Raw genomic sequence first — 17,368 nt, forward strand, 5'->3', positions numbered from 1 at the left:
GCAACGACAATGGAAGGTCTCTCTGCTCGCTCTGGGCTCTCTCGCGGGGACACGCTGACCGAGGCGGCGCGCGATGTCCCCGTGCTCGGCCCCTTCGATGTGGTCGTGCTGGGCGGCGGCCCCGCCGGCATCAGCGCGGCCGCGGCGGCGGCCTGCAACGGGGCGCGCGTGCTGCTGGCCGAGCGCTACGGTTTCCTCGGCGGCATGGGCACCGCGGCCGGCGTGACCAACTTCTGCGGGCTGCATGCCAACGTCTTCGGCGAGATCCGCCAGGTGGTGCACGGCGTCGCCGACGATCTGCTGATGCGGATGCGCCGGCTCGACGGTCTGAACGAACCGCATCTCGTGCTCGGCAAGATCCACGCGCAGGCCTACGACATGTCGGCGTTCAAGTGCGCCGCGGATGCGCTGCTGGCCGACCACGGCGTTCATCTGCTGTTCCATGCACTGGCCGCCGGCGTCGCGCGGCATGCCGACGGCACGCTCGATGCGCTGCTGCTCGAGACCAAGTCCGGCCGCGTCGCGGTGCGCGCGCGCTGTTTCATCGATTGCTCCGGCGACGCCGACATCGCGCACTGGGCCGGCGTGCCGACCGAGAAGGGCGACGGCCACGGACATATGCTGTACCCCACGCTGATGTTCCGCGTCGGCAATGTCGATGCGCAGCGCGCGGGTGAGGCCTGGAAGACGATCCCGGCGTTGATGGACGAGGCCGAGGCCGCCGGGGAATTCCGCTTCCCGCGGCGCGGCGCGGTGGTCCGCCCGCAGAAGCATCCTTACGAGTGGCGCGTCAACGTGACCCAGCTGCGCAAGCTCGACGGCTCGGCAACCGACGGCACCGATGCGCAGTCGCTGAGCGAAGGAGAGATCGAGGGCCGCCGCCAGATCGTCGAGTACCTGCGCTTCCTGCGCACCAGGGTGCCGGGCTTCGAGAACGCCTACGCGCTCGACATCGCGCCGCAGCTCGGCATCCGCGAAACGCGCCGCCTGATCGGCGAAACCATGCTGAGCGCCGACGATGTGCTTAACTGCGCGGATTTCCCCGATGCGATCGGCGTCAACGGCTGGCCGCTGGAAAAGCATGTGGCCGGCGACGTGCAATGGGTCTGGCCGCCGATTCCGGATTCGCGCGGCTACAACCAGCTGCCATACCGGATGCTGCTGCCTCGCCGCGCCAGCGCGGGTGGCGTCGACAACCTGCTGGTGGCGGGCCGCTGCGCGTCGATGACGCATGACGGGCAATCGGCCGCGCGCGTGTCCGGCGCCTGCTTCGTGATGGGCCAGGCGGCCGGCACCGCGGCCGCGCTGGCGGTGCGCGACGGCCGTTCGCCGCACGACATCGACGTGGCGGAACTGCAGGCCTTGCTGGTCAAGCAGGGCGCCTTTCTCGGCGAAGCGAAATATGAGCGCTTGAAGCGCGCCTAGCCCTGCACCGCGGGTATCGCCGCTCGGCCGCCCGGATGCCCGCGGCCGAGCACCAGCATCGTCAGGCCGGCCAGTACAGCCGGAATGCCGACCAGCACGAACAGCGCCGGCATGCCCAGACCCAGCGACAGCATCGCGCCGCCGCCGACGGAGCCGACCACCGAGCCGATGCGCCCCACGCCGTTGGCCCAACTGACACCGGTCGCGCGGCAATCGGTCGGATAGTAGGCCGCCGACAGCGCGTTGGCGCCGACCTGGGAGCCGGACACGCAGAAGCCGGCCCAGAACACGGCGACGGCGGCCAGCACCGGGCTCGCGGTCACGTTGCCGATCAGGGCGGTGAAAACGCCGGCCAGCGTGTAGCTTGCTGCCAGCACGTAGTGCGCGTTCAGCCGGTCCATCAGCCAGCCCAGCACGATGGCGCCCACGGTGCCGCCGACCTGGAACATCGCGGTCACCAGCGCCGCGTGCTTCAGCGAGATGCCGGTGCCGCGCAGCACGGTCGGCAGCCAGCTCGACAGCAGGTAGATCACCAGCAGGCTCATGAAGAAGGCGAACCACAGCAGCAAGGTGCCGCGCAGCAGATCGGGACGGAACAGATGCCAGACCGGCGAGCCGGCCTGCGCGCGCGGCGGCACCATGAAGCCGGCGTCGCGCAGGTCCGCGTTGCGGTCGATCCGCTGCAGCGTCGCGGCGACGCGATCGAGCTTCTTGCCCACGGTCACCAGATAACGGACCGACTCGGGCAGCAGCACCAGCAGTACCGGCACCAGCAGCAGCGGCAGCACGCCGCCGACCACCAGCACGGAGCGCCAGCCATACGATTCGATCAGGCCCGCGGAGGCCAGCCCGCCGAGCGCCGAGCCGATCGTGAAGCCGCAGAACATCGTCGTCACCAGGAACGAGCGGCGTTTGTCGGGACAGTATTCCGAGGTCAGCGTGATCGCGTTGGGCATCGCGCCGCCCAGCCCAAGGCCGGTGATGAAGCGCAGCGCGATCAGCTCCCACAGCGAGTTCGACCAGGCCGATACCAGGCTGGCCACGCCGAAGAACAGCACGCTGAAGACCAGCACCGTCTTGCGGCCGTAGCGGTCCGACAGCGGGCCGAACAGGAAGGCGCCACCCATCAGGCCGGCCAGGCCTGCGCCGAACAGCGGCCCAAGTTGTGCCGGGCTCAACTGCCATTCGCTGCGGATGGCGGGCGCGATGAAGCCGATCGCGGCGGTATCGAAGCCGTCGATGGCGACGACGAGGAAGCACAGTACGACGATCAGGATCTGGAACGGCGATAACGGCGCTTCGTCGATGAAGCGCGTTACGTCGATGGCGGCGGGGCGCGGCATGGTTGTCTCCGGATTCTGGTTTTGAATGGATGAGCTGGGGCGCCGCCGTCTCCGTGGGGAGGCGGCGGGACTACGTGGTCCAGCAAGAGCTTCAACGAAACGTCGAGCGACGAAATATCGAGCCGGGCTAGCCCGGGCGCTGGCCCGGAGCCTTCAGGCAATCCTGCGCGCGCCATCCATGCAGCCAGGCCAGCGCGTCGTAGAACTGCTCCTGCGTGCGGTCGACCCACAACGAATTGCGCACCAGCCGTTCGACGCCCTTGGCGTGGTAGATCCGGCCCATTTCGCGGGCGGAATACAGCACGCGCGCCGTGCGCGGAATCCGGACCTTGTCGTACAGCGCGAATGCGGCCTCGAAGTCGCCGTCGCAGTGCTCGACAGCGGCGCCGAGCGTCACCGCGTCCTCCAGCGCCTGGCAGGCGCCCTGCGCGAGGTATTGCGTCATCGGATGGGCGGCGTCGCCCAGCAGCGTGGCGCGGCCGAAGCTCCAGCGCTCGACCGGATCGCGGTCGGCCGTCGCCCAGCGTTTCCACGAGGTCGGACGATGCAGCATCTGATGCGGGCGCGGATGGATGCCTTCGAAGTAGGACAGCACTTCCTCCTTGCTGCCCTCGCGCACGCCCCACACCTCCTGCTCGCGGCTATGGAACGTCACCACCAGGTTGTACTGCTGGCCGCCGCGCAGCGGGTAGTGGACCAGATGGCAATGGGGACCCGCCCAGACCACCGGCGCATTGATGCGCAGGTCCTGCGGCATGTCCTCCAGTTCGACGACCGCGCGATAGACCACGTGGCCGGTGACGCGTGGCTCGTCGCCCAGCAGCACCTGGCGCACGGCCGATTTGACGCCGTCGCAGCCGATCACGGCGTCCGCGCGGTGCCGCTCGCCGCGCTGGTCGATCACGGTGACGCCGTTGTCGTCCTGCTCGAGGCCCTCGACCCGCGTGGCCGTGCGGAAGCGGATCAGCGGATGGTCCTGCACCGCTTCGAGGATCGACAGATGGATGTCGGCGCGATGGATCACGGCATAGGGGTTGCCGAATCGCTGGCGATAGCGCGCGCCGACGTCGACCACCGCGACCTCGCTGGCATCGACCGCGTCCATCAGCATCAAATGGTCGGTGAATACCGAGCGGTTGCGCGCTGCCTCGCCGACCCCGAGCGCGTCCAGCGCGGCGAAGGCATTGGCCGCGAGCTGGATGCCCGCGCCGATCTCGCCGATCTGTTCGGCCTGTTCCAGCAATTCGATGCGGATGCCCTGCCGCGCGAGGGCCAGCGCCGCGGCCAGGCCGCCGATGCCGCCGCCGACCACGATGACCTTGCGGTCCTGTTGTGTTGTGTTCATCGATGTCTCCTGTCCCGCTCCTCGGGCAGCATGGCGCTCAGCCTTGATAGTCCGGCTGCCGGCGCGGCTCGGCGGCGCGGAAGGCCGGATGCTCGGCCGCATGGCGGTAGACCGCCATCGTCAGCGGAAAGCGCTCGGTGTCGCAGCCCATGCGCTGCGCGTTGGCGATCTGGGGCACCAGGCAGCAGTCCGCCAGCGTTGGCTGGTCGCCGAAGCACCACGGGCCGGCCGCGCGCTTGGCCAGCAGCCGTTCGACCATGGCCAGGCCCTCGTCGACCCAGTGCCGGTACCACGCATCCCTCTGCTCCGGCGATACGCCCAGCGTGTCCTGCAGATAGCGCAGCACGCGCAGGTTGTTGACCGGATGGATGTCGCAGGCGATCGCATACGACAGCTCCAGCACGCGCGCCCGCGCTTCGGGGTCGGCGGGGATCAGCCGCGGTTCCGGATGGCGCGCATCGAGGTAGTCGATGATCGCCAGCGATTGCCCCAGGTGCAGGTCGCCGTCGGCCAGCGCCGGCACGCTGGCCGAGGGGTTGATCCGCTCGACATAGCTGGCGTCGCGATGCGCGCCGTTGCGGATATTGACCGGCACGTAGTCGTAGGGCAGGCCCTTCAGCGCGAGCGCGATGCGCACGCGGTAGGACGTCGAGCTGTTGAAGAAGCTGTGCAGCTGCATGATCGGCTTCCGCTCAGACGATGCGCACCGACAGTTCGCCGAGTCCCTGCACGCCGGCCACCATTTGCTGTCCCGGCTTCACCGCGCCGACGCCTTCCGGCGTGCCGGTAAAGATCAGGTCGCCCGCTTGCAGGCGGAAGTACTGCGACAGGCAGGCCACCGTTTCCGCGACCGACCAGATCAAATGCGAGACATTGCTGCGCTGGCGCGTCTCGCCATCGACGGTCAGCCACAGCTCGGCCTGCTCGGGGTGGCCGACGTTGCCGGCGCGATGCAGCGGGCCGATCGGTGCCGATGCATCGAAGGCCTTGCCGATTTCCCAGGGGCGGCCCATCTCGCGCATCTTCATCTGCAGGTCGCGCCGGGTCATGTCGAGACCCACCGCATAGCCCCAGACGTGGTCGAGCGCCTGCTCGACCGGAATATCGCTGCCGCCACGGCCGATCGCGGCCACCAGTTCCGCTTCGTAGTGATAGTTCTGCGTCTGCGAGGGGTAGGGCAGCGACAGCGTGTCGCCGTAGGCCACCGGAATCACCGCGTCGGCCGGCTTGCAGAAGAAGAACGGCGGCTCGCGGTCCGGATCGAAGCCCATTTCACGGGCATGCGCGGCGTAGTTGCGGCCGACGCAGTAGACGCGACGGACGGGGAAGCGGTCATCGCCGCTGCCGGCGACCGGAATGGCGACGGTGGGAGCCGGATCGAAAACAAAAGGCATGGAAAGTCCTTGCAGGATCGTATCGTTCGGGAATGAATGCGGGGATGGCGCGCGCGGCCCGTGCGCCGGGGCGCGCCACTGTTCCGATGTGCGGGCGGTCAGAGCCGTTCTTCGCGCAGCAGATTCAAGGCGCTGAGCACCGGGCGGTCCGAATAGCTGAACAGCACCGCGTCCTCGACGCACGCCAGCTGCACCGGCTGCCACGACGGCGCGACGAAGATGTCGCGCGGCTCGAACTGGAACTGCATCTCGCCGATGCGCGCGGTGCCGCGGCCCTCGACGACGCTGTAGACCGTTGCGTCGGTGCTGCGATAGGTGCGGCCCTGGAAGCCCGCCGGCAGCAGTTGCATGAAGGTGGCCATGGTCGGCATCGGCCAGCCGCCGGTGGCGGGATTGACGTAGCGCAGCTTGACGCCGTCCCACGGGTCGAGCTCGCCATGGCGATAGAGCTGGTCCAGCGCCTCGCGCGTCCTCGCGTACGGATAGCTGAAGATCGGCGAACTGCCGCCGGTTGGCTGGTGGCGCACCGGCACCATGTTGTTGCCGAAGCGCGCGAAGCTGTTGCCCTCGGGCCGCGTGACCGGCTGCACGGCTTCGGGATAGCTCTCGGCAAAGCCGGCATCGAGCTGCAGCAGCAGCGGGATATCGAGTCCGTCGAGCCAGACCACCGGTTCGCCACCGTCGGACTCGATTGGATTGCCGTGGTCATGCCAGGTCCACGACGGCGTGATGATGAAATCGCCGGGATGCATCGTCGTGCGTTCGCCGTCGACCGCGGTCCACGCGCCCTGGCCCTCGACGATGAAGCGCAGCGCGGACTGCGTATGGCGATGGCTGGGCGCGATTTCGCCGGGCAGGATCAGTTGCAGGCCCGCGTACAGCGTCGACGTAATGCTCGATTTGCCGCGCAGGCCGGGGTTTTCGAGCACCAGCACGCGGCGTACCGCTTCCTCGGCGCTGATTACCGAACCCGCCTGCATCACCAGCGGACGGATCTGCTCGTATTTCCAGATCGCCGGCTGCGCTTTCGGCTGCGGTTGCGGCGGCACCAGCGCGTGCAGCGATTCCCACAGCGGCGCCATATGGCTGCGTCCGATCTGCTCGTAATAGGCCGCGCGGGCGATATCCCGCTTGCTGTTCGACATCGAGGTCTCCAATCGAGAAGGCACCGGCGGAGGCCCCCATCTCCCGTCTGCGGATGAGAGGCAGGGGGGCTTGTCCGCGTCATTCGTCGTTATTCGTTGGTTGGGACTGTAGCCGTGCAGGTATATTTCGAAAAATGAATTGTTGATCTGATCCATACGAATATGGATATGACTGGGAGGGTTTTCCCTGATGGATTGGACACACAGGCTGCGGCTTCGCAATCTGCAAATGCTGTTGAGCCTGGCCGAGACCGGCAACATGAGCCAGACCGCGGCGGCGCTCAATACCACGCAGCCCGGCCTGTCGAAGTGGCTGCGCGAACTGGAGGAGGACATCGGCCTGCCGCTGTTCGAGCGGCACGCGCGCGGCCTGCGGCCGACGCCTTACGGCGAATCGCTGATCGAACATGCGCGCCGCATCGAAGCGCAGCTCGATAGCGCGCGCGACGATCTGCAGGCGCTGCGCGATGGCGGCAGCGGCCTCGTGGTGATCGGCACCTCCGGCGCATCGGCGGCCGATACCGTGCCGCTGGCGGTGGTGCGGCTGCTCAAGGCGATGCCCGGCGCGCAGATCCGCCTGGTCGAGAGCACGATGGACGAGCTGATGAGCCGGCTCGCGCGCGGCGAGCTCGATATCGTGGTCGGGCGCTCCGCGCCCGAGTTGCAGGACGCGCGCCTGCGTACCGAAGCGCTGTACATGGAGCCGATCCACTTCGTCGCGCGCCCCAAGCATCCACTGCTGGCGATGGCGGCGCTCGACTGGAACGCGCTCGAATCGTTCCAATGGGTGATCTGGCCGCGCGGCACGCCGATCCGCAATGCGCTCGAATCCGCGTTGGCGGCGGCCGGGCGCCCGTTGCCCGCGCGCTGCGTCGAGTCCAATTCGACCATCCTGAACCTGACGCTGCTGAACCATACGAACATGATCGGCGTCGCCTCGCACCGCACCGCGCGCCGTCTTGAGGATCTGGGCGCGCTGCGCATCGTGCCGTTGCGGCTGTCGGGCTTCGGCTCGGTGTCGATGTATTGGCGCGAGGACAGCTTCCGCCGCGGCGCGGTGGTGGCCGCGCTCGATGCCTTGCGCGAAGCGGGCGGGGGTGGCAGCGTGTGACGGTGGTCTGCCGTCTCGAACGGTCCCACGCGCACGGTGCGGATTGGATATGATGGCGCCCGCCGGCTTGCATCGGCTTCGGCTTCGGCTTCGGCTTCGGCTTCGGCTTCGGCTTCGGCTTCGGCTTCGGCATCGGCTTCGGCATCGGCATCGGCTTCGGCTTCGGCATCGGCTTCGGCATCGGCTTCGGCATCGGCATCGGCCTGCGAGCCGCAACAACGACAACAACGAACGCAAATCATCACCACACGAAAGGAGACCGCCTCATGACGCCAATAACGCCCATGACGCCTCGCATCCGCCATCTTCCCCGCCGCACCGTTCGCGGCATCGCGCTCGCCGGCCTCGCCACCGCCATGCTCGGACTGCCGAAACCCGCCAGCGCCGCCGACTATCCGACCAAGCCGATCCGCTTCATCGTGCCCTACGCCGCGGGCGGCACCACCGATCTGGTCGCACGCACCGTCGGCCAGCGTGTCGGCGAAAAGCTGGGCCAGCCCGTGGTGATCGAGAACCGGCCGGGCGCCGGCGGCAATATCGGCATGGAGGCCGTGGCAAAGGCGGCGCCGGACGGCTATACGATCGGCTTCGGCGCGATCTCCACCAATGCGCTGAACCCGCATATCTACAAGGCGATGCCCTTCGATCCGCGCCGCGATTTCACCGCGGTGAGCTTGCTCGGTACATCTACCATCGTGCTCGAGGTCGGCAATCAGCTGCCGGTCAAGACCGTCGCCGAGCTGGTGGCGTGGGCCAAGCGCAATCCCGGCCTGACCTATGCGACCGCGGGCACCGGCACCTCGATGCATCTGGCCGGCGCGATGTTTGCGCAGATGACGGGCACCAGCCTGACGCACGTGCCGTACAAGGGCAGCAGCCCGGCAATCAACGACATGCTGGGCGGACATATCCCCGTGATGTTCGACAACCTGCCGGCCTCGCTGCCGCATATCCAGACCGGCAAGCTGCGCGCGCTGGCGGTGGCGGGCAGCACGCGCTCGCCGGCATTGCCCAATGTGCCGACGCTGGCCGAGGCGGGACTGGCCGGCTATTCGGTCGAGCCGTGGTTCGGCGTGTACGGGCCCGCCGGCATGCCGGCCGACATCGTGCAGAAGCTCAATGCGGCGTTTGTCGAGGCGCTGGGCAGTGCGCCGGTGCGCGACAAGCTGGTGCAGGCCGGCTTCAACCCGAAGTCGTCGAGCGCCGCCGAGCTGCAAGCACTGACGCAGGCGGAATACGAGAAGTTCGGCAAGGTGGCGCGCAGCGCGAATATCACGGTGGATTGATCGCGCCAATGCGGTGATGACGCCGGGACATCGACACGCCGGTCGCGTACCTGTATATTTATACAGTCCATTTCGGCCAACGACGCTAACGAACGGCCCCAACGAAATGGCGCGATCCCCAGCCGTTACCGATGTCCGCCGCCGCTATTCCGCCCGATTCTCCCGCCACCGCCAAGGACCGGCCCGCCGCTTCGCCGTGCGGGCAAGCCGGGCCAGTGGTGGCGGCCGACGGCGAACCACGCTACATCGTCGCGGTCCGCACGCTTTGCGAATTCACCGCCCGCGCCGGCGATCTGGACCTGCGGTTCACCCCTTCGCCGACCGCGCAGGAGGGCATGGCGGGCCATGCCACCGTGACGTCCCGCCGGCCTGCCGGCTATCGGACCGAAATCGCGCTGAGCGGTGACTTCGGTCCGCTGCGCGTGCGCGGCCGTGCCGACGGCTACGATCCCGCGCTGCGGCGGCTCGAGGAAATCAAGACCGTGCGGGGCGATGCGGCCGAGGTGCCGGCCCATCATCGGCATCTGCATTGGGCGCAGGCCAAGGCCTACGGCTGGCTGATGTGCCAGCGCGAAGATCTCGAAGACATCGAGATCGCGGTGGTCTATTTCGATATCGTCAGCGGGCGCGAGCGAACCGAGGCGCAGCGCTTTACCGCGGTGGCGCTGCGCGACTGCTTCGAGGCGCAATGCCGTGCCTTCATCGGCTGGGCCGAGCAGGAGCTGGCGCATCGCGCCGAGCGCGATCTGTCGCTGGAGGCGCTTGCCTTTCCGCATGCCGGATTCCGGGCCGGCCAGCGCGAACTCGCCGAATCGGTCTATCGCGCGAACCTCTCCGGCCGCTGCCTGCTCGCGCAGGCGCCCACCGGCATCGGCAAGACGGTCGGCACAATCTTCCCCGCGCTGAAGGCGATGCCGAAGCAGAAGATCGACAAGCTGTTCGTGTTGTCTGCGCGCTCGACCGGCCGGGCGCTGGCGCTGGAAGCCGCACGCGGGCTGGCCGCGCAGCGGGAAGCGATGCCGCTGCGCGTGCTGGAGATGGTGGCCCGCGACAAGGCCTGCGAATATCCGGGGCGTGCCTGCCACGGCGAAGCGTGTCCGCTGGCGCGCGGCTTCCATGACCGCCTGCCGGCGGCGCGTGCGCAGGCGGCGCGGCGGACGATGCTGGACCGCGGCCACATCCGCGAGATCGCGCTGGCCCACGACATCTGCCCGTACTACCTGAGCCAGGAAATGGCGCGCTGGAGCGATGTGGTGGTGGCCGACTACAACTACTACTTCGACCGCACCGCGCTGCTGCATGCCTTTGCGCTGCACGACGGCTGGCGCGTCAGCGTGCTGGTGGACGAGGCCCATCAATTGCCGGAGCGGGCGCGCGACATGTACAGCGCCACGCTCGATCAGGCCGAATTCCGCGCGCTGCGGCGGCAGGCGCCGGTGGAGCTGCGCCGCGCGTTCGATCGCGTCGGCCGCCAATGGAATGCCGCGGCGAAGATGTTGGCCGGCGACTATCGGGCCGAGGCGAAAGTCCCGGCGCCGTTGCTCGATGCCTTCGAAGGGCTGTGCGCTGCGTTGCTGGAGCGGTTCACGGAGCGGCCCACCGAGCAGGACCCGGCGCTGCAGCGCTTCTATTTCGATGTGCTGCAATTCTGCCGGCTCGCCGAACAGATCGGTCCGCATTCCGTGTTCGACATGACGCGCATGCCGGCGCGCGGCGCGCACGGCAATGTCCGTCTGGGGGTACGCAACCTGGTGCCGGCGCATTTCCTGCGGCCGCGGCTGGCGGCGGCGCATTCCGTCTCGCTGTTCTCCGCCACGCTGGCGCCGGCGTCCTACTATGCGGATATGCTGGGCCTGCCGGAGCGATGGGTCTGGCACGAGGTGCCGTCGCCATTCCAGCCGGAGCAGCTGCGCGTTCGCGTCGCGTCGCATATTTCGACCCGCTTCGCGCATCGGCAGCGCTCGCTGCCCGATATCGTCGAACTGATCGCCGCGCAGTATCGCGACAGTCCGGGCAACTATCTCGCGTTCTTCAGCAGCCACGACTACCTGGGCGATGCGCTGGCCCTGTTCGCGCAGCGGCATGCCGATATCCCGATCTGGTCGCAGGCGCGCGGCATGGACGAGGGCGAGCAGGCCGAATTCCTCGCCGCCTTCCAGCCGGGCGGCCGCGGCGTGGGTTTTGCCGTATTGGGCGGGCCTTTTGCCGAGGGCGTCGATCTCCCCGGCGACCGCCTGATCGGCGCCTTCGTCGCCACGCTTGGCCTACCCCAGTTCAATCCGGTCAACGAGCAGCTGCGCAGCCGGCTGGAGGACACGTTCGGCGACGGCTATGCCTACGCGTACCTGTATCCAGGCCTGCGCAAGGTCGTGCAGGCGGCGGGCAGGGTGATCCGCACCAGCGAGGACCGCGGCGTGGTGTATCTGATCGACGACCGGTTTGCGCAGCGGTCGGTGCGGGAGTTGTTGCCGAGATGGTGGCGGGTCGATGCGTAATTCGGGAGCGGCAATGCGCATGCTGGTGTGCCTAAGAAGGCATTAGCATTCGGTTTGCTCTGGATATACAATTTCCAATGTATATCCAAGGAGAAAGCCATGCAGGTAGCGAAGTGGGGTAACAGCTTGGCTGTGCGTCTGCCGTCCAGCGTCGTGGAGGCGCTCGAATTGCGTGAAGGTGACGACATCGAGATTGTGGTCGACGACCCGCGGACCTTCGCTGTCCGAAAAAAGCCCGGTGCCGATGTGTTGCTGGAGCGGGTAAGACAGCTGCGTGGAAGGCTGCCAGCTGACTTCAAGTTCAGTCGGGATGAGGCGAATGAGAGAACCTAAAGGCAGCGCGTTCATTGATAGCAACGTCGTTCTTTATTTGCTGTCGGAGGACGCCAGGAAAGCAAACCGTTCTGAAGCCTTGCTGAGGACGCGGCCGACGATCAGCGTTCAAGTGCTGAACGAGGTGACCAGCGTATGCGTCCGAAAGCTGGATATGGCTTGGCACGAGATCGCGGACCTGGTGGACGCGGTGAAAAGTTTTTGCACTGTGGTCCCACTCACAGTCGATATCCACGACTCTGCACGGCGACTGGCTGAACGGCATGGCTTCGCGTTCTACGATGCCTGCATCGTCGCTACCGCTTCCATGAGCGGATGTCAGATCCTGTACACAGAGGACATGCACGACGGGCTGATCGTCGAGGACGGCCTGACGATACGGAATCCTTTTCTCTAGGCTGCCGATTGCCCGCTACGCCAGCGCCGCGATGGCCATCACGATCCCCGCGACGGCAAGCATGCCCACGACCGCAACGAACTCGAACTCGTACCACGCTTCGCGCCGCAGTGGCGAGGCAGGATATCGCCCCAGCGTGACGATCTTCAGTACGAGCCAGCCCGGCCAGTAGAGGACGAACTGGAACAGCACGTACATCGCGAACCGCGCCACGAACCCGATGACCGACTCCATTGGCCATGCCCCGCTTGATGGTGGAATGGCCGCATTCCAAGCGGGGCGGCCGGTGCGTCAAGCCGCCATGGGGTAGCCATCAAGCCGCCGTATACGCCGTCTTCACCGTCGTGTAGAACTCCTGCGCATACCGCCCCTGTTCGCGCGGACCATAACTCGATCCCTTGCGTCCGCCGAACGGCACGTGGAAATCCACGCCGGCGGTCGGCGCGTTGACCATCACCATGCCGGCCTGCGCGTGGCGCTTGAAATGCGTCGCCAGCTTCAGCGAGGTGGTGCAGATGCCGGCGGACAACCCGAATTCGGTATCGTTGGCGAGCGCCAGCGCTTCCTCGTAGTCGCGGGCCGCGATCACCGCGGCCACCGGCCCGAAGATCTCCTCGCGCGCGATCCGCATGTCGTTGCTGCACTCGACGAACAGCGCCGGGCTCAGGTAGAAGCCGTCCTTGCCGAGCGACAGCCGTTCGCCGCCGCACAGCAGCCGCGCGCCTTCGGCCTTGCCGATGGCGATGTAGCGCTCGTCCTGTTCGAGCTGGCGCGCGTCGACCACCGGGCCGATCTGCGTGCGCGCATCGCGGGCGTCGCCGACCACCAGTGCCGCGGTCCGCTCGGCGAGCCGGGCAACGAAGCGGTCGTGGATGCCCTGTGTGACGATGATGCGGCTCGACGCGGTGCAACGCTGGCCGGTCGAATAGAACGAGCCCTGCAGCGCGACTTCGACCGCAAGCTCGAGGTCGGCATCGTCGGTGACCACCAGCGGATTCTTGCCGCCCATCTCCAGCTGGAACTTCGCCATGCGGTGGCAGGCCTGCGCAGCGATGCTGCGCCCGGTGGTCACCGAGCCCGTGAAGCTGACCGCGTCGACCTGCGGATGTTCGACCATCCGCTGGCCGACATCGCGTCCGCGGCCGAGCACCAGATTGAACGCCCCGGCCGGCAGGCCCGAGCGGCTCAGGATCTCCGCCAGCGCCCAGCTCGAACCCGGCACCAGCTCCGCGGGCTTGAACACCACGCAATTGCCGTAGGCCAGCGCCGGGGCGATCTTCCACGCGGGAATCGCGATCGGGAAGTTCCACGGCGCGATCAGCGCGACCACGCCGATCGGCTCGCGCGTGATCTCGACACCGATGCCGGGGCGCACGGACGGCAGCACCTCGCCCGCGGTACGCAGCGCCTCGCCAGCGAAGAACTTGAAGATCTGCGCGGCGCGCACCACCTCGCCGGTCGCCTCGGGCAGCGTCTTGCCTTCCTCGCGCGCCAGCAGGTCGCCCAGCTCGGCGCGGCGCTGCAGCAGCTCGTTACCGACGAAATCGAGCACATCGAAGCGCTGCTGCGGCGTCGACAGCGACCACTTGCCGAAGGCCTGCCGCGCGGCGCGGACCGCCTGGTCGACTAGGGCGGCATCGCCCTGCGCGTAGTGGTCGATGATGTCCGACACATCGGACGGATTGACGTTGGCGCTGCTGTCGTTGCCGGCGACCCATTCGCCGGCGATGTAGTGCGATTTCACGGTAGCTTCCTTGTTCAACGGATCGGCGCTGCGGCATCGACGTCGCCCCGGCGAAGACGGGAACCCAGCGGCTTGCGCAGACGCTGGATTCCCGCCGGCGCGGGAACGCCGGCGATCACTCCTTCTCGATGCCGGCGGTGCGGATGATGCGGCCCCAGCGGTCGAGTTCGGCGAGCTGGAAGCGGCCCAGCTCCTCGGCGCTCGACAGCGCGATTTCCTGGCCGCTCTGCTCGACGACCTGCCGCACGCTCGGCGTGGCCAGCGCGCGATGGACCAGTTCGCTCAGGCGTTGCACCACCGGCTGCGGGGTATTGGCGGGCGCATAGAGCGCGTTCCAGTAGCCGGCCTCATAGCCGGGCAGCGTGTCGGCGATGGTCGGCACATTGGGCACCAGTGCCGAGCGCTTGGGACCGCTGAAGCCCAGCACCCGCAGCTTGCCGGAGCGCACCTGCGGCAGGCTGGCCGGCAGGTCGACGATCATCAGGTCGGTCTGGCCCGCGACCAGGTCCACCACCGCAGGCGGATTGGCCTTGTACGGGACGTGGGTCATCTCGGTGCCGCTCATCTGCTGGAACAGTTCGGCGGCGACGCGTGCCGACGAACTGCCCGAACCGTAGGTCAGCTTGCCCGGCTCCTTCTTCGCCAGGGCGATCAGCTCGGCGACGCTGTTGGCCTTGACGTTCTGATTGACGACCAGCAGCTGGTAGCCCTTGGTCAGCATCGAGACGGGCGTGAAATCCTTGATCGGGTCGTAGGGCAGCTTCTTCAGCAGATGCGGATTGGCGGCCTGCGTGGTGTTGGTCGTGATGAACAGCGTATAGCCGTCGGGCTTGGCACGCGCCACGGTCTGGGCCGCGATGCCGCCCATCGCGCCGGCGCGGTTCTCGATCACCACGGCCTGTCCGGTCAGCCGGGTCACCTCGTTGCCCAGGGCGCGGGCCAGGCCGTCGGTGGCGCTGCCGGGGCTGGAGCCGATGACGATCGTGATGGGACGGGCGGGATAGGTTTCCGCGAGCGCGCCGCCGGTCAGCGAGGCAAAGGCGCAGAAGGCAAGCAGGGTGCGACGAAATGGCATCGATAGTCTCCAATGAAGTTTCTTGTAGTGGGACGCGGCACGTCCCCTCACTGCGCAGCGGGCAGTCGCCCGCGATGAAATCAGCGTGCGAGCCCCCAGCCGGACATCAGCTCGTGCAGGCGGCGCTGCTGGGCCTCGGTCAGCGGCCACGCCGAGGGCGGCCGTGCGGCGCCGCAGTCGTTGCCCATCAGTTGCAGCGCGGCCTTGACGACCGTGACGTTGGTGCCGTTGTTTTCCTGGGCGCGCAGATCCTCGAAGGGCAGCATCTCGCCGATCAGGCGCATCGCCAGCGCATGGTTGCCGTCTTCCAGCGCGCGGTGGATCGCCACCGAACGCTCGGGCATCACGTTGATCAGGCCGGAGGTAAAGCCGCGTGCGCCGACCGCATAGAAGGGCGGCGCCCAGACCTCGGCCAGTCCGCCGACCCAGGCCAGCCCGCGGTCGGCGGTGCGGCGGATCGCTTCGGCCAGCATCATCGGCGTTGGCGAGGCCCACTTGACGCCGATGACTTCGGGAATGCGGCACAGCGCTTCGATGGCGGCCAGGCCGATGTTGTCGTTGCGCAGATAGAGCACCAGCGGCAGGCCCTGGCCGGCCTCGGCGATCTTCTGCACATAGGCGACCACGCCGCGCGGCGCGACAAAGGGATCGGGCGGCTGATGGACCATCAGCGCGTCGGCGCCGGCTTCGCGGGAGGCGCGGGCCAGCGCGCAGGCTTCGTGGACGCTGCGTCCGACGCCGGCCAGCAGCGGCACCCGGCCGGCCACGTATTCGGCGGCGACATGGACCATGCGCACCGCCTCCTGCTCCCGCAGGCCGTAGAACTCGCTGGTATTGCCATTGGCGACCAGCACATGCACGCCGGCGCCGACGGCCCGGTCGACCACGGCCGAAAGCGGACCGGGCGAGACGGTATCATTCGCGTCGAACGGCGTGACCAGGATTCCGGAAATGCCATTGAGCGCCTCGCGCAGCGCGGAACCTTCGAAAGTCGCCACTTGAACTCCTGATGGAATGGACATGAGAGGCGCTACTGTAGAAAGCCCCCGCTGCTGCCGTCCAATCCAAACTGGCGATTACCCAATTCAAGATTTGAATCGTGTTCCAGCTATCCCATCTGCGCAGCTTCGTGGCCGTCGCGACCGAATTGCATTTCGGCCGGGCCGCGGCCTTGCTGAACATGACGCAGCCGCCGCTGACGCGGCATATCCAGCTGCTCGAACATGAGGTCGGGGTGCAATTGCTGGACCGCTCGGGCGGCGGGGTTCGCCTGACGCCGGCGGGTGCGATCTTCCTGCGCGAGGCCGAGGACATCCTGCGGCGCAGCCAGGCGGCCAAGCTGGCCGCGCGCCGGGCGATGCGCGCAGATGCCGGCAGCGTATCGATGGGGTTCATCCCGGCAGCAAGCTTCGCGCTGCTGCCGCAATTGCTGGGCGCGATCCGCGCGAGCCTGCCGGAGGTCCACGTGTCGCTGCGCGAAATGCAGACCGACGCGCAGCTCGAGGCAATCGCCGCCGACCGCATCGAACTGGGCCTGGTGCGCCCGTTTGCGCCGCGCAGCTTCGTCGAATCGGCGCCGCTGCTGCGCGAGCCCTTCGTGCTGGCCGCGCCGGTCGGGCATCCGCTGCTGCAGGCCGAACGCCTGCCCCTGTCCGCGCTCGAAGGCCAGCCCTTCATCGAGTTCTGCCGCTCCGAATCGCGCTATCTGTACGAGATCGTCGCCGGCCGGCTGCGCGCCGAGGGCGTGGCGCCCGACACGGTGCAGACGCTCAGCCATACGCATTCGATCCTGTCGCTGGTCGACGCCGGCATGGGGGTCGCGCTGGTGCCCCAGTCGGCATGGCGGCTTGGTTATGCCGGCGTGCGCTTCCGCCCGATCGACGACCAGGTCGGGCTCGATGTCGAACTGCATCTCGTTTGGCGAAAGGGCAATCCGCATCGGGTGGCGGCGGCCGTGCGGGGGGTGCTGGAGCGCAAGTCATCGCCGGGTTGAAAAGCAGCGCGTATTGCCGTGACCGCAGAAGTGCGCGGTTGGTACCGATCGGTCTGATGGCTCCCCAATGTCGCTTTATTGTTCCGATGGATCAGGAACAATGGGTGCGAGTTCCGGTCCTGTCGCCTTACTTCCGTAAAATCAGGAACTAAGAAATATCCGAGATCATCTGGCTCATTATTCCTTGTGATTGTGGAACAATGTGCTACATTTTACACATCGGACCATATTGTTCCGTGAATGTCGGAACTATGAAATGGTGACGGCGCGCCTATGTGTGGT

16 protein-coding genes are annotated in these 17,368 nt (G+C 67.5%); 7 read left to right on the forward strand and 9 right to left on the reverse strand.

What is annotated here, in order from left to right; translation table 11 throughout:
- The first annotated feature begins 9 nt into the window (after window positions 1-9).
- The gene (locus tag KZ686_RS23645) at window positions 10-1,425 is read left to right on the forward strand and encodes an FAD-dependent oxidoreductase (protein ID WP_226105821.1); all 1,416 of its coding nucleotides are present in this window, start codon (window positions 10-12) and stop codon (window positions 1,423-1,425) included.
- On the opposite strand, the gene KZ686_RS23650 is transcribed toward KZ686_RS23645, so the two are convergent.
- From KZ686_RS23650 to gtdA, 5 genes are all read right to left on the reverse strand, one after another.
- Complete coding sequence (locus KZ686_RS23650) at window positions 1,422-2,768, reverse strand: MFS transporter (RefSeq protein ID WP_149316027.1); 1,347 nt, start codon at window positions 2,766-2,768, stop codon at window positions 1,422-1,424. The genes KZ686_RS23645 and KZ686_RS23650 overlap by 4 nt on opposite strands.
- Before the next feature lie 127 nt (window positions 2,769-2,895).
- Window positions 2,896-4,113 carry a 3-hydroxybenzoate 6-monooxygenase gene (locus KZ686_RS23655; RefSeq protein WP_265633868.1) on the reverse strand — a complete coding sequence of 406 codons (1,218 nt, stop codon included), beginning with the start codon at window positions 4,111-4,113 and terminating at the stop codon, window positions 2,896-2,898.
- A gap of 37 nt (window positions 4,114-4,150) precedes the next feature.
- On the reverse strand, window positions 4,151-4,792 hold the full coding sequence (gene maiA, locus KZ686_RS23660) for a maleylacetoacetate isomerase (protein ID WP_265633869.1): 642 nt from the start codon (window positions 4,790-4,792) through the stop codon (window positions 4,151-4,153).
- A 13-nt stretch (window positions 4,793-4,805) separates the two neighbouring features.
- The gene (locus KZ686_RS23665; RefSeq protein ID WP_265633870.1) at window positions 4,806-5,507 is read right to left on the reverse strand and encodes a fumarylacetoacetate hydrolase family protein; all 702 of its coding nucleotides are present in this window, start codon (window positions 5,505-5,507) and stop codon (window positions 4,806-4,808) included.
- 98 nt (window positions 5,508-5,605) lie between these two features.
- Window positions 5,606-6,652 (reverse strand): gentisate 1,2-dioxygenase, encoded by a 1,047-nt coding sequence (gene gtdA / locus KZ686_RS23670; protein ID WP_265633871.1) that lies wholly within the window; start codon window positions 6,650-6,652, stop codon window positions 5,606-5,608.
- Between the two features lie 190 nt (window positions 6,653-6,842).
- On the opposite strand from gtdA, the gene KZ686_RS23675 reads away from it, so the two are divergent.
- From KZ686_RS23675 to KZ686_RS23695, 5 genes are all read left to right on the forward strand, one after another.
- On the forward strand, window positions 6,843-7,763 hold the full coding sequence (locus KZ686_RS23675) for a LysR substrate-binding domain-containing protein (RefSeq protein WP_149316022.1): 921 nt from the start codon (window positions 6,843-6,845) through the stop codon (window positions 7,761-7,763).
- 284 nt (window positions 7,764-8,047) lie between these two features.
- Window positions 8,048-9,049: a Bug family tripartite tricarboxylate transporter substrate binding protein gene (locus KZ686_RS23680; protein WP_407648576.1), complete on the forward strand. Its 1,002-nt coding sequence runs from the start codon at window positions 8,048-8,050 to the stop codon at window positions 9,047-9,049.
- Between the two features lie 131 nt (window positions 9,050-9,180).
- On the forward strand, window positions 9,181-11,544 hold the full coding sequence (locus tag KZ686_RS23685; RefSeq protein WP_265633872.1) for an ATP-dependent DNA helicase: 2,364 nt from the start codon (window positions 9,181-9,183) through the stop codon (window positions 11,542-11,544).
- 99 nt (window positions 11,545-11,643) lie between these two features.
- The gene (locus KZ686_RS23690) at window positions 11,644-11,877 is read left to right on the forward strand and encodes an AbrB/MazE/SpoVT family DNA-binding domain-containing protein (RefSeq protein WP_149316020.1); all 234 of its coding nucleotides are present in this window, start codon (window positions 11,644-11,646) and stop codon (window positions 11,875-11,877) included.
- Window positions 11,864-12,274 carry a PIN domain-containing protein gene (locus KZ686_RS23695; protein WP_265633873.1) on the forward strand — a complete coding sequence of 137 codons (411 nt, stop codon included), beginning with the start codon at window positions 11,864-11,866 and terminating at the stop codon, window positions 12,272-12,274. Before KZ686_RS23690 ends, KZ686_RS23695 begins: the two co-directional genes overlap by 14 nt.
- 15 nt (window positions 12,275-12,289) lie before the next feature.
- Here KZ686_RS23695 and KZ686_RS23700 read toward each other — a convergent pair whose 3' ends face one another.
- The 4 genes from KZ686_RS23700 to KZ686_RS23715 all read right to left on the reverse strand — a co-directional run bounded on the left by KZ686_RS23700 (window position 12,290) and on the right by KZ686_RS23715 (window position 16,091).
- Window positions 12,290-12,508 (reverse strand): hypothetical protein, encoded by a 219-nt coding sequence (locus KZ686_RS23700; protein ID WP_265633874.1) that lies wholly within the window; start codon window positions 12,506-12,508, stop codon window positions 12,290-12,292.
- A 79-nt stretch (window positions 12,509-12,587) separates the two neighbouring features.
- The gene (locus KZ686_RS23705; protein ID WP_265633875.1) at window positions 12,588-14,018 is read right to left on the reverse strand and encodes an aldehyde dehydrogenase family protein; all 1,431 of its coding nucleotides are present in this window, start codon (window positions 14,016-14,018) and stop codon (window positions 12,588-12,590) included.
- Window positions 14,019-14,133: 115 nt separating this feature from the next.
- Entirely contained in the window at window positions 14,134-15,093 is a 960-nt protein-coding gene (locus tag KZ686_RS23710) for a Bug family tripartite tricarboxylate transporter substrate binding protein (protein ID WP_149316017.1), read from the reverse strand.
- An 80-nt stretch (window positions 15,094-15,173) separates the two neighbouring features.
- The gene (locus tag KZ686_RS23715; RefSeq protein ID WP_149316016.1) at window positions 15,174-16,091 is read right to left on the reverse strand and encodes a dihydrodipicolinate synthase family protein; all 918 of its coding nucleotides are present in this window, start codon (window positions 16,089-16,091) and stop codon (window positions 15,174-15,176) included.
- Window positions 16,092-16,192: 101 nt separating this feature from the next.
- On the opposite strand from KZ686_RS23715, the gene KZ686_RS23720 reads away from it, so the two are divergent.
- Window positions 16,193-17,086 (forward strand): LysR family transcriptional regulator, encoded by an 894-nt coding sequence (locus KZ686_RS23720; protein ID WP_265633876.1) that lies wholly within the window; start codon window positions 16,193-16,195, stop codon window positions 17,084-17,086.
- Window positions 17,087-17,368: the final 282 nt, after the last annotated feature.

Source organism: Cupriavidus cauae (genome assembly GCF_026210475.1).
Taxonomy (GTDB): Bacteria; Pseudomonadota; Gammaproteobacteria; order Burkholderiales; family Burkholderiaceae; genus Cupriavidus; species Cupriavidus cauae.

Excerpts from the sequence above, each read along its gene's own strand:
- KZ686_RS23710 (WP_149316017.1), bottom strand. The coding sequence starts at position 15,093 with ATGCCATTTCGTCGCACCCTGCTTGCCTTCTGCGCCTTTGCCTCGCTG.
- KZ686_RS23650 (WP_149316027.1), bottom strand. The coding sequence starts at position 2,768 with ATGCCGCGCCCCGCCGCCATCGACGTAACGCGCTTCATCGACGAAGCG.
- KZ686_RS23645 (WP_226105821.1), top strand. The coding sequence starts at position 10 with ATGGAAGGTCTCTCTGCTCGCTCTGGGCTCTCTCGCGGGGACACGCTG.
- KZ686_RS23655 (WP_265633868.1), bottom strand. The coding sequence starts at position 4,113 with ATGAACACAACACAACAGGACCGCAAGGTCATCGTGGTCGGCGGCGGC.
- KZ686_RS23690 (WP_149316020.1), top strand. The coding sequence starts at position 11,644 with ATGCAGGTAGCGAAGTGGGGTAACAGCTTGGCTGTGCGTCTGCCGTCC.
- gtdA (WP_265633871.1), bottom strand. The coding sequence starts at position 6,652 with ATGTCGAACAGCAAGCGGGATATCGCCCGCGCGGCCTATTACGAGCAG.
- KZ686_RS23695 (WP_265633873.1), top strand. The coding sequence starts at position 11,864 with ATGAGAGAACCTAAAGGCAGCGCGTTCATTGATAGCAACGTCGTTCTT.
- KZ686_RS23685 (WP_265633872.1), top strand. The coding sequence starts at position 9,181 with ATGTCCGCCGCCGCTATTCCGCCCGATTCTCCCGCCACCGCCAAGGAC.
- KZ686_RS23665 (WP_265633870.1), bottom strand. The coding sequence starts at position 5,507 with ATGCCTTTTGTTTTCGATCCGGCTCCCACCGTCGCCATTCCGGTCGCC.
- KZ686_RS23680 (WP_407648576.1), top strand. The coding sequence starts at position 8,048 with ATGACGCCTCGCATCCGCCATCTTCCCCGCCGCACCGTTCGCGGCATC.
- KZ686_RS23675 (WP_149316022.1), top strand. The coding sequence starts at position 6,843 with ATGGATTGGACACACAGGCTGCGGCTTCGCAATCTGCAAATGCTGTTG.
- maiA (WP_265633869.1), bottom strand. The coding sequence starts at position 4,792 with ATGCAGCTGCACAGCTTCTTCAACAGCTCGACGTCCTACCGCGTGCGC.
- KZ686_RS23700 (WP_265633874.1), bottom strand. The coding sequence starts at position 12,508 with ATGGAGTCGGTCATCGGGTTCGTGGCGCGGTTCGCGATGTACGTGCTG.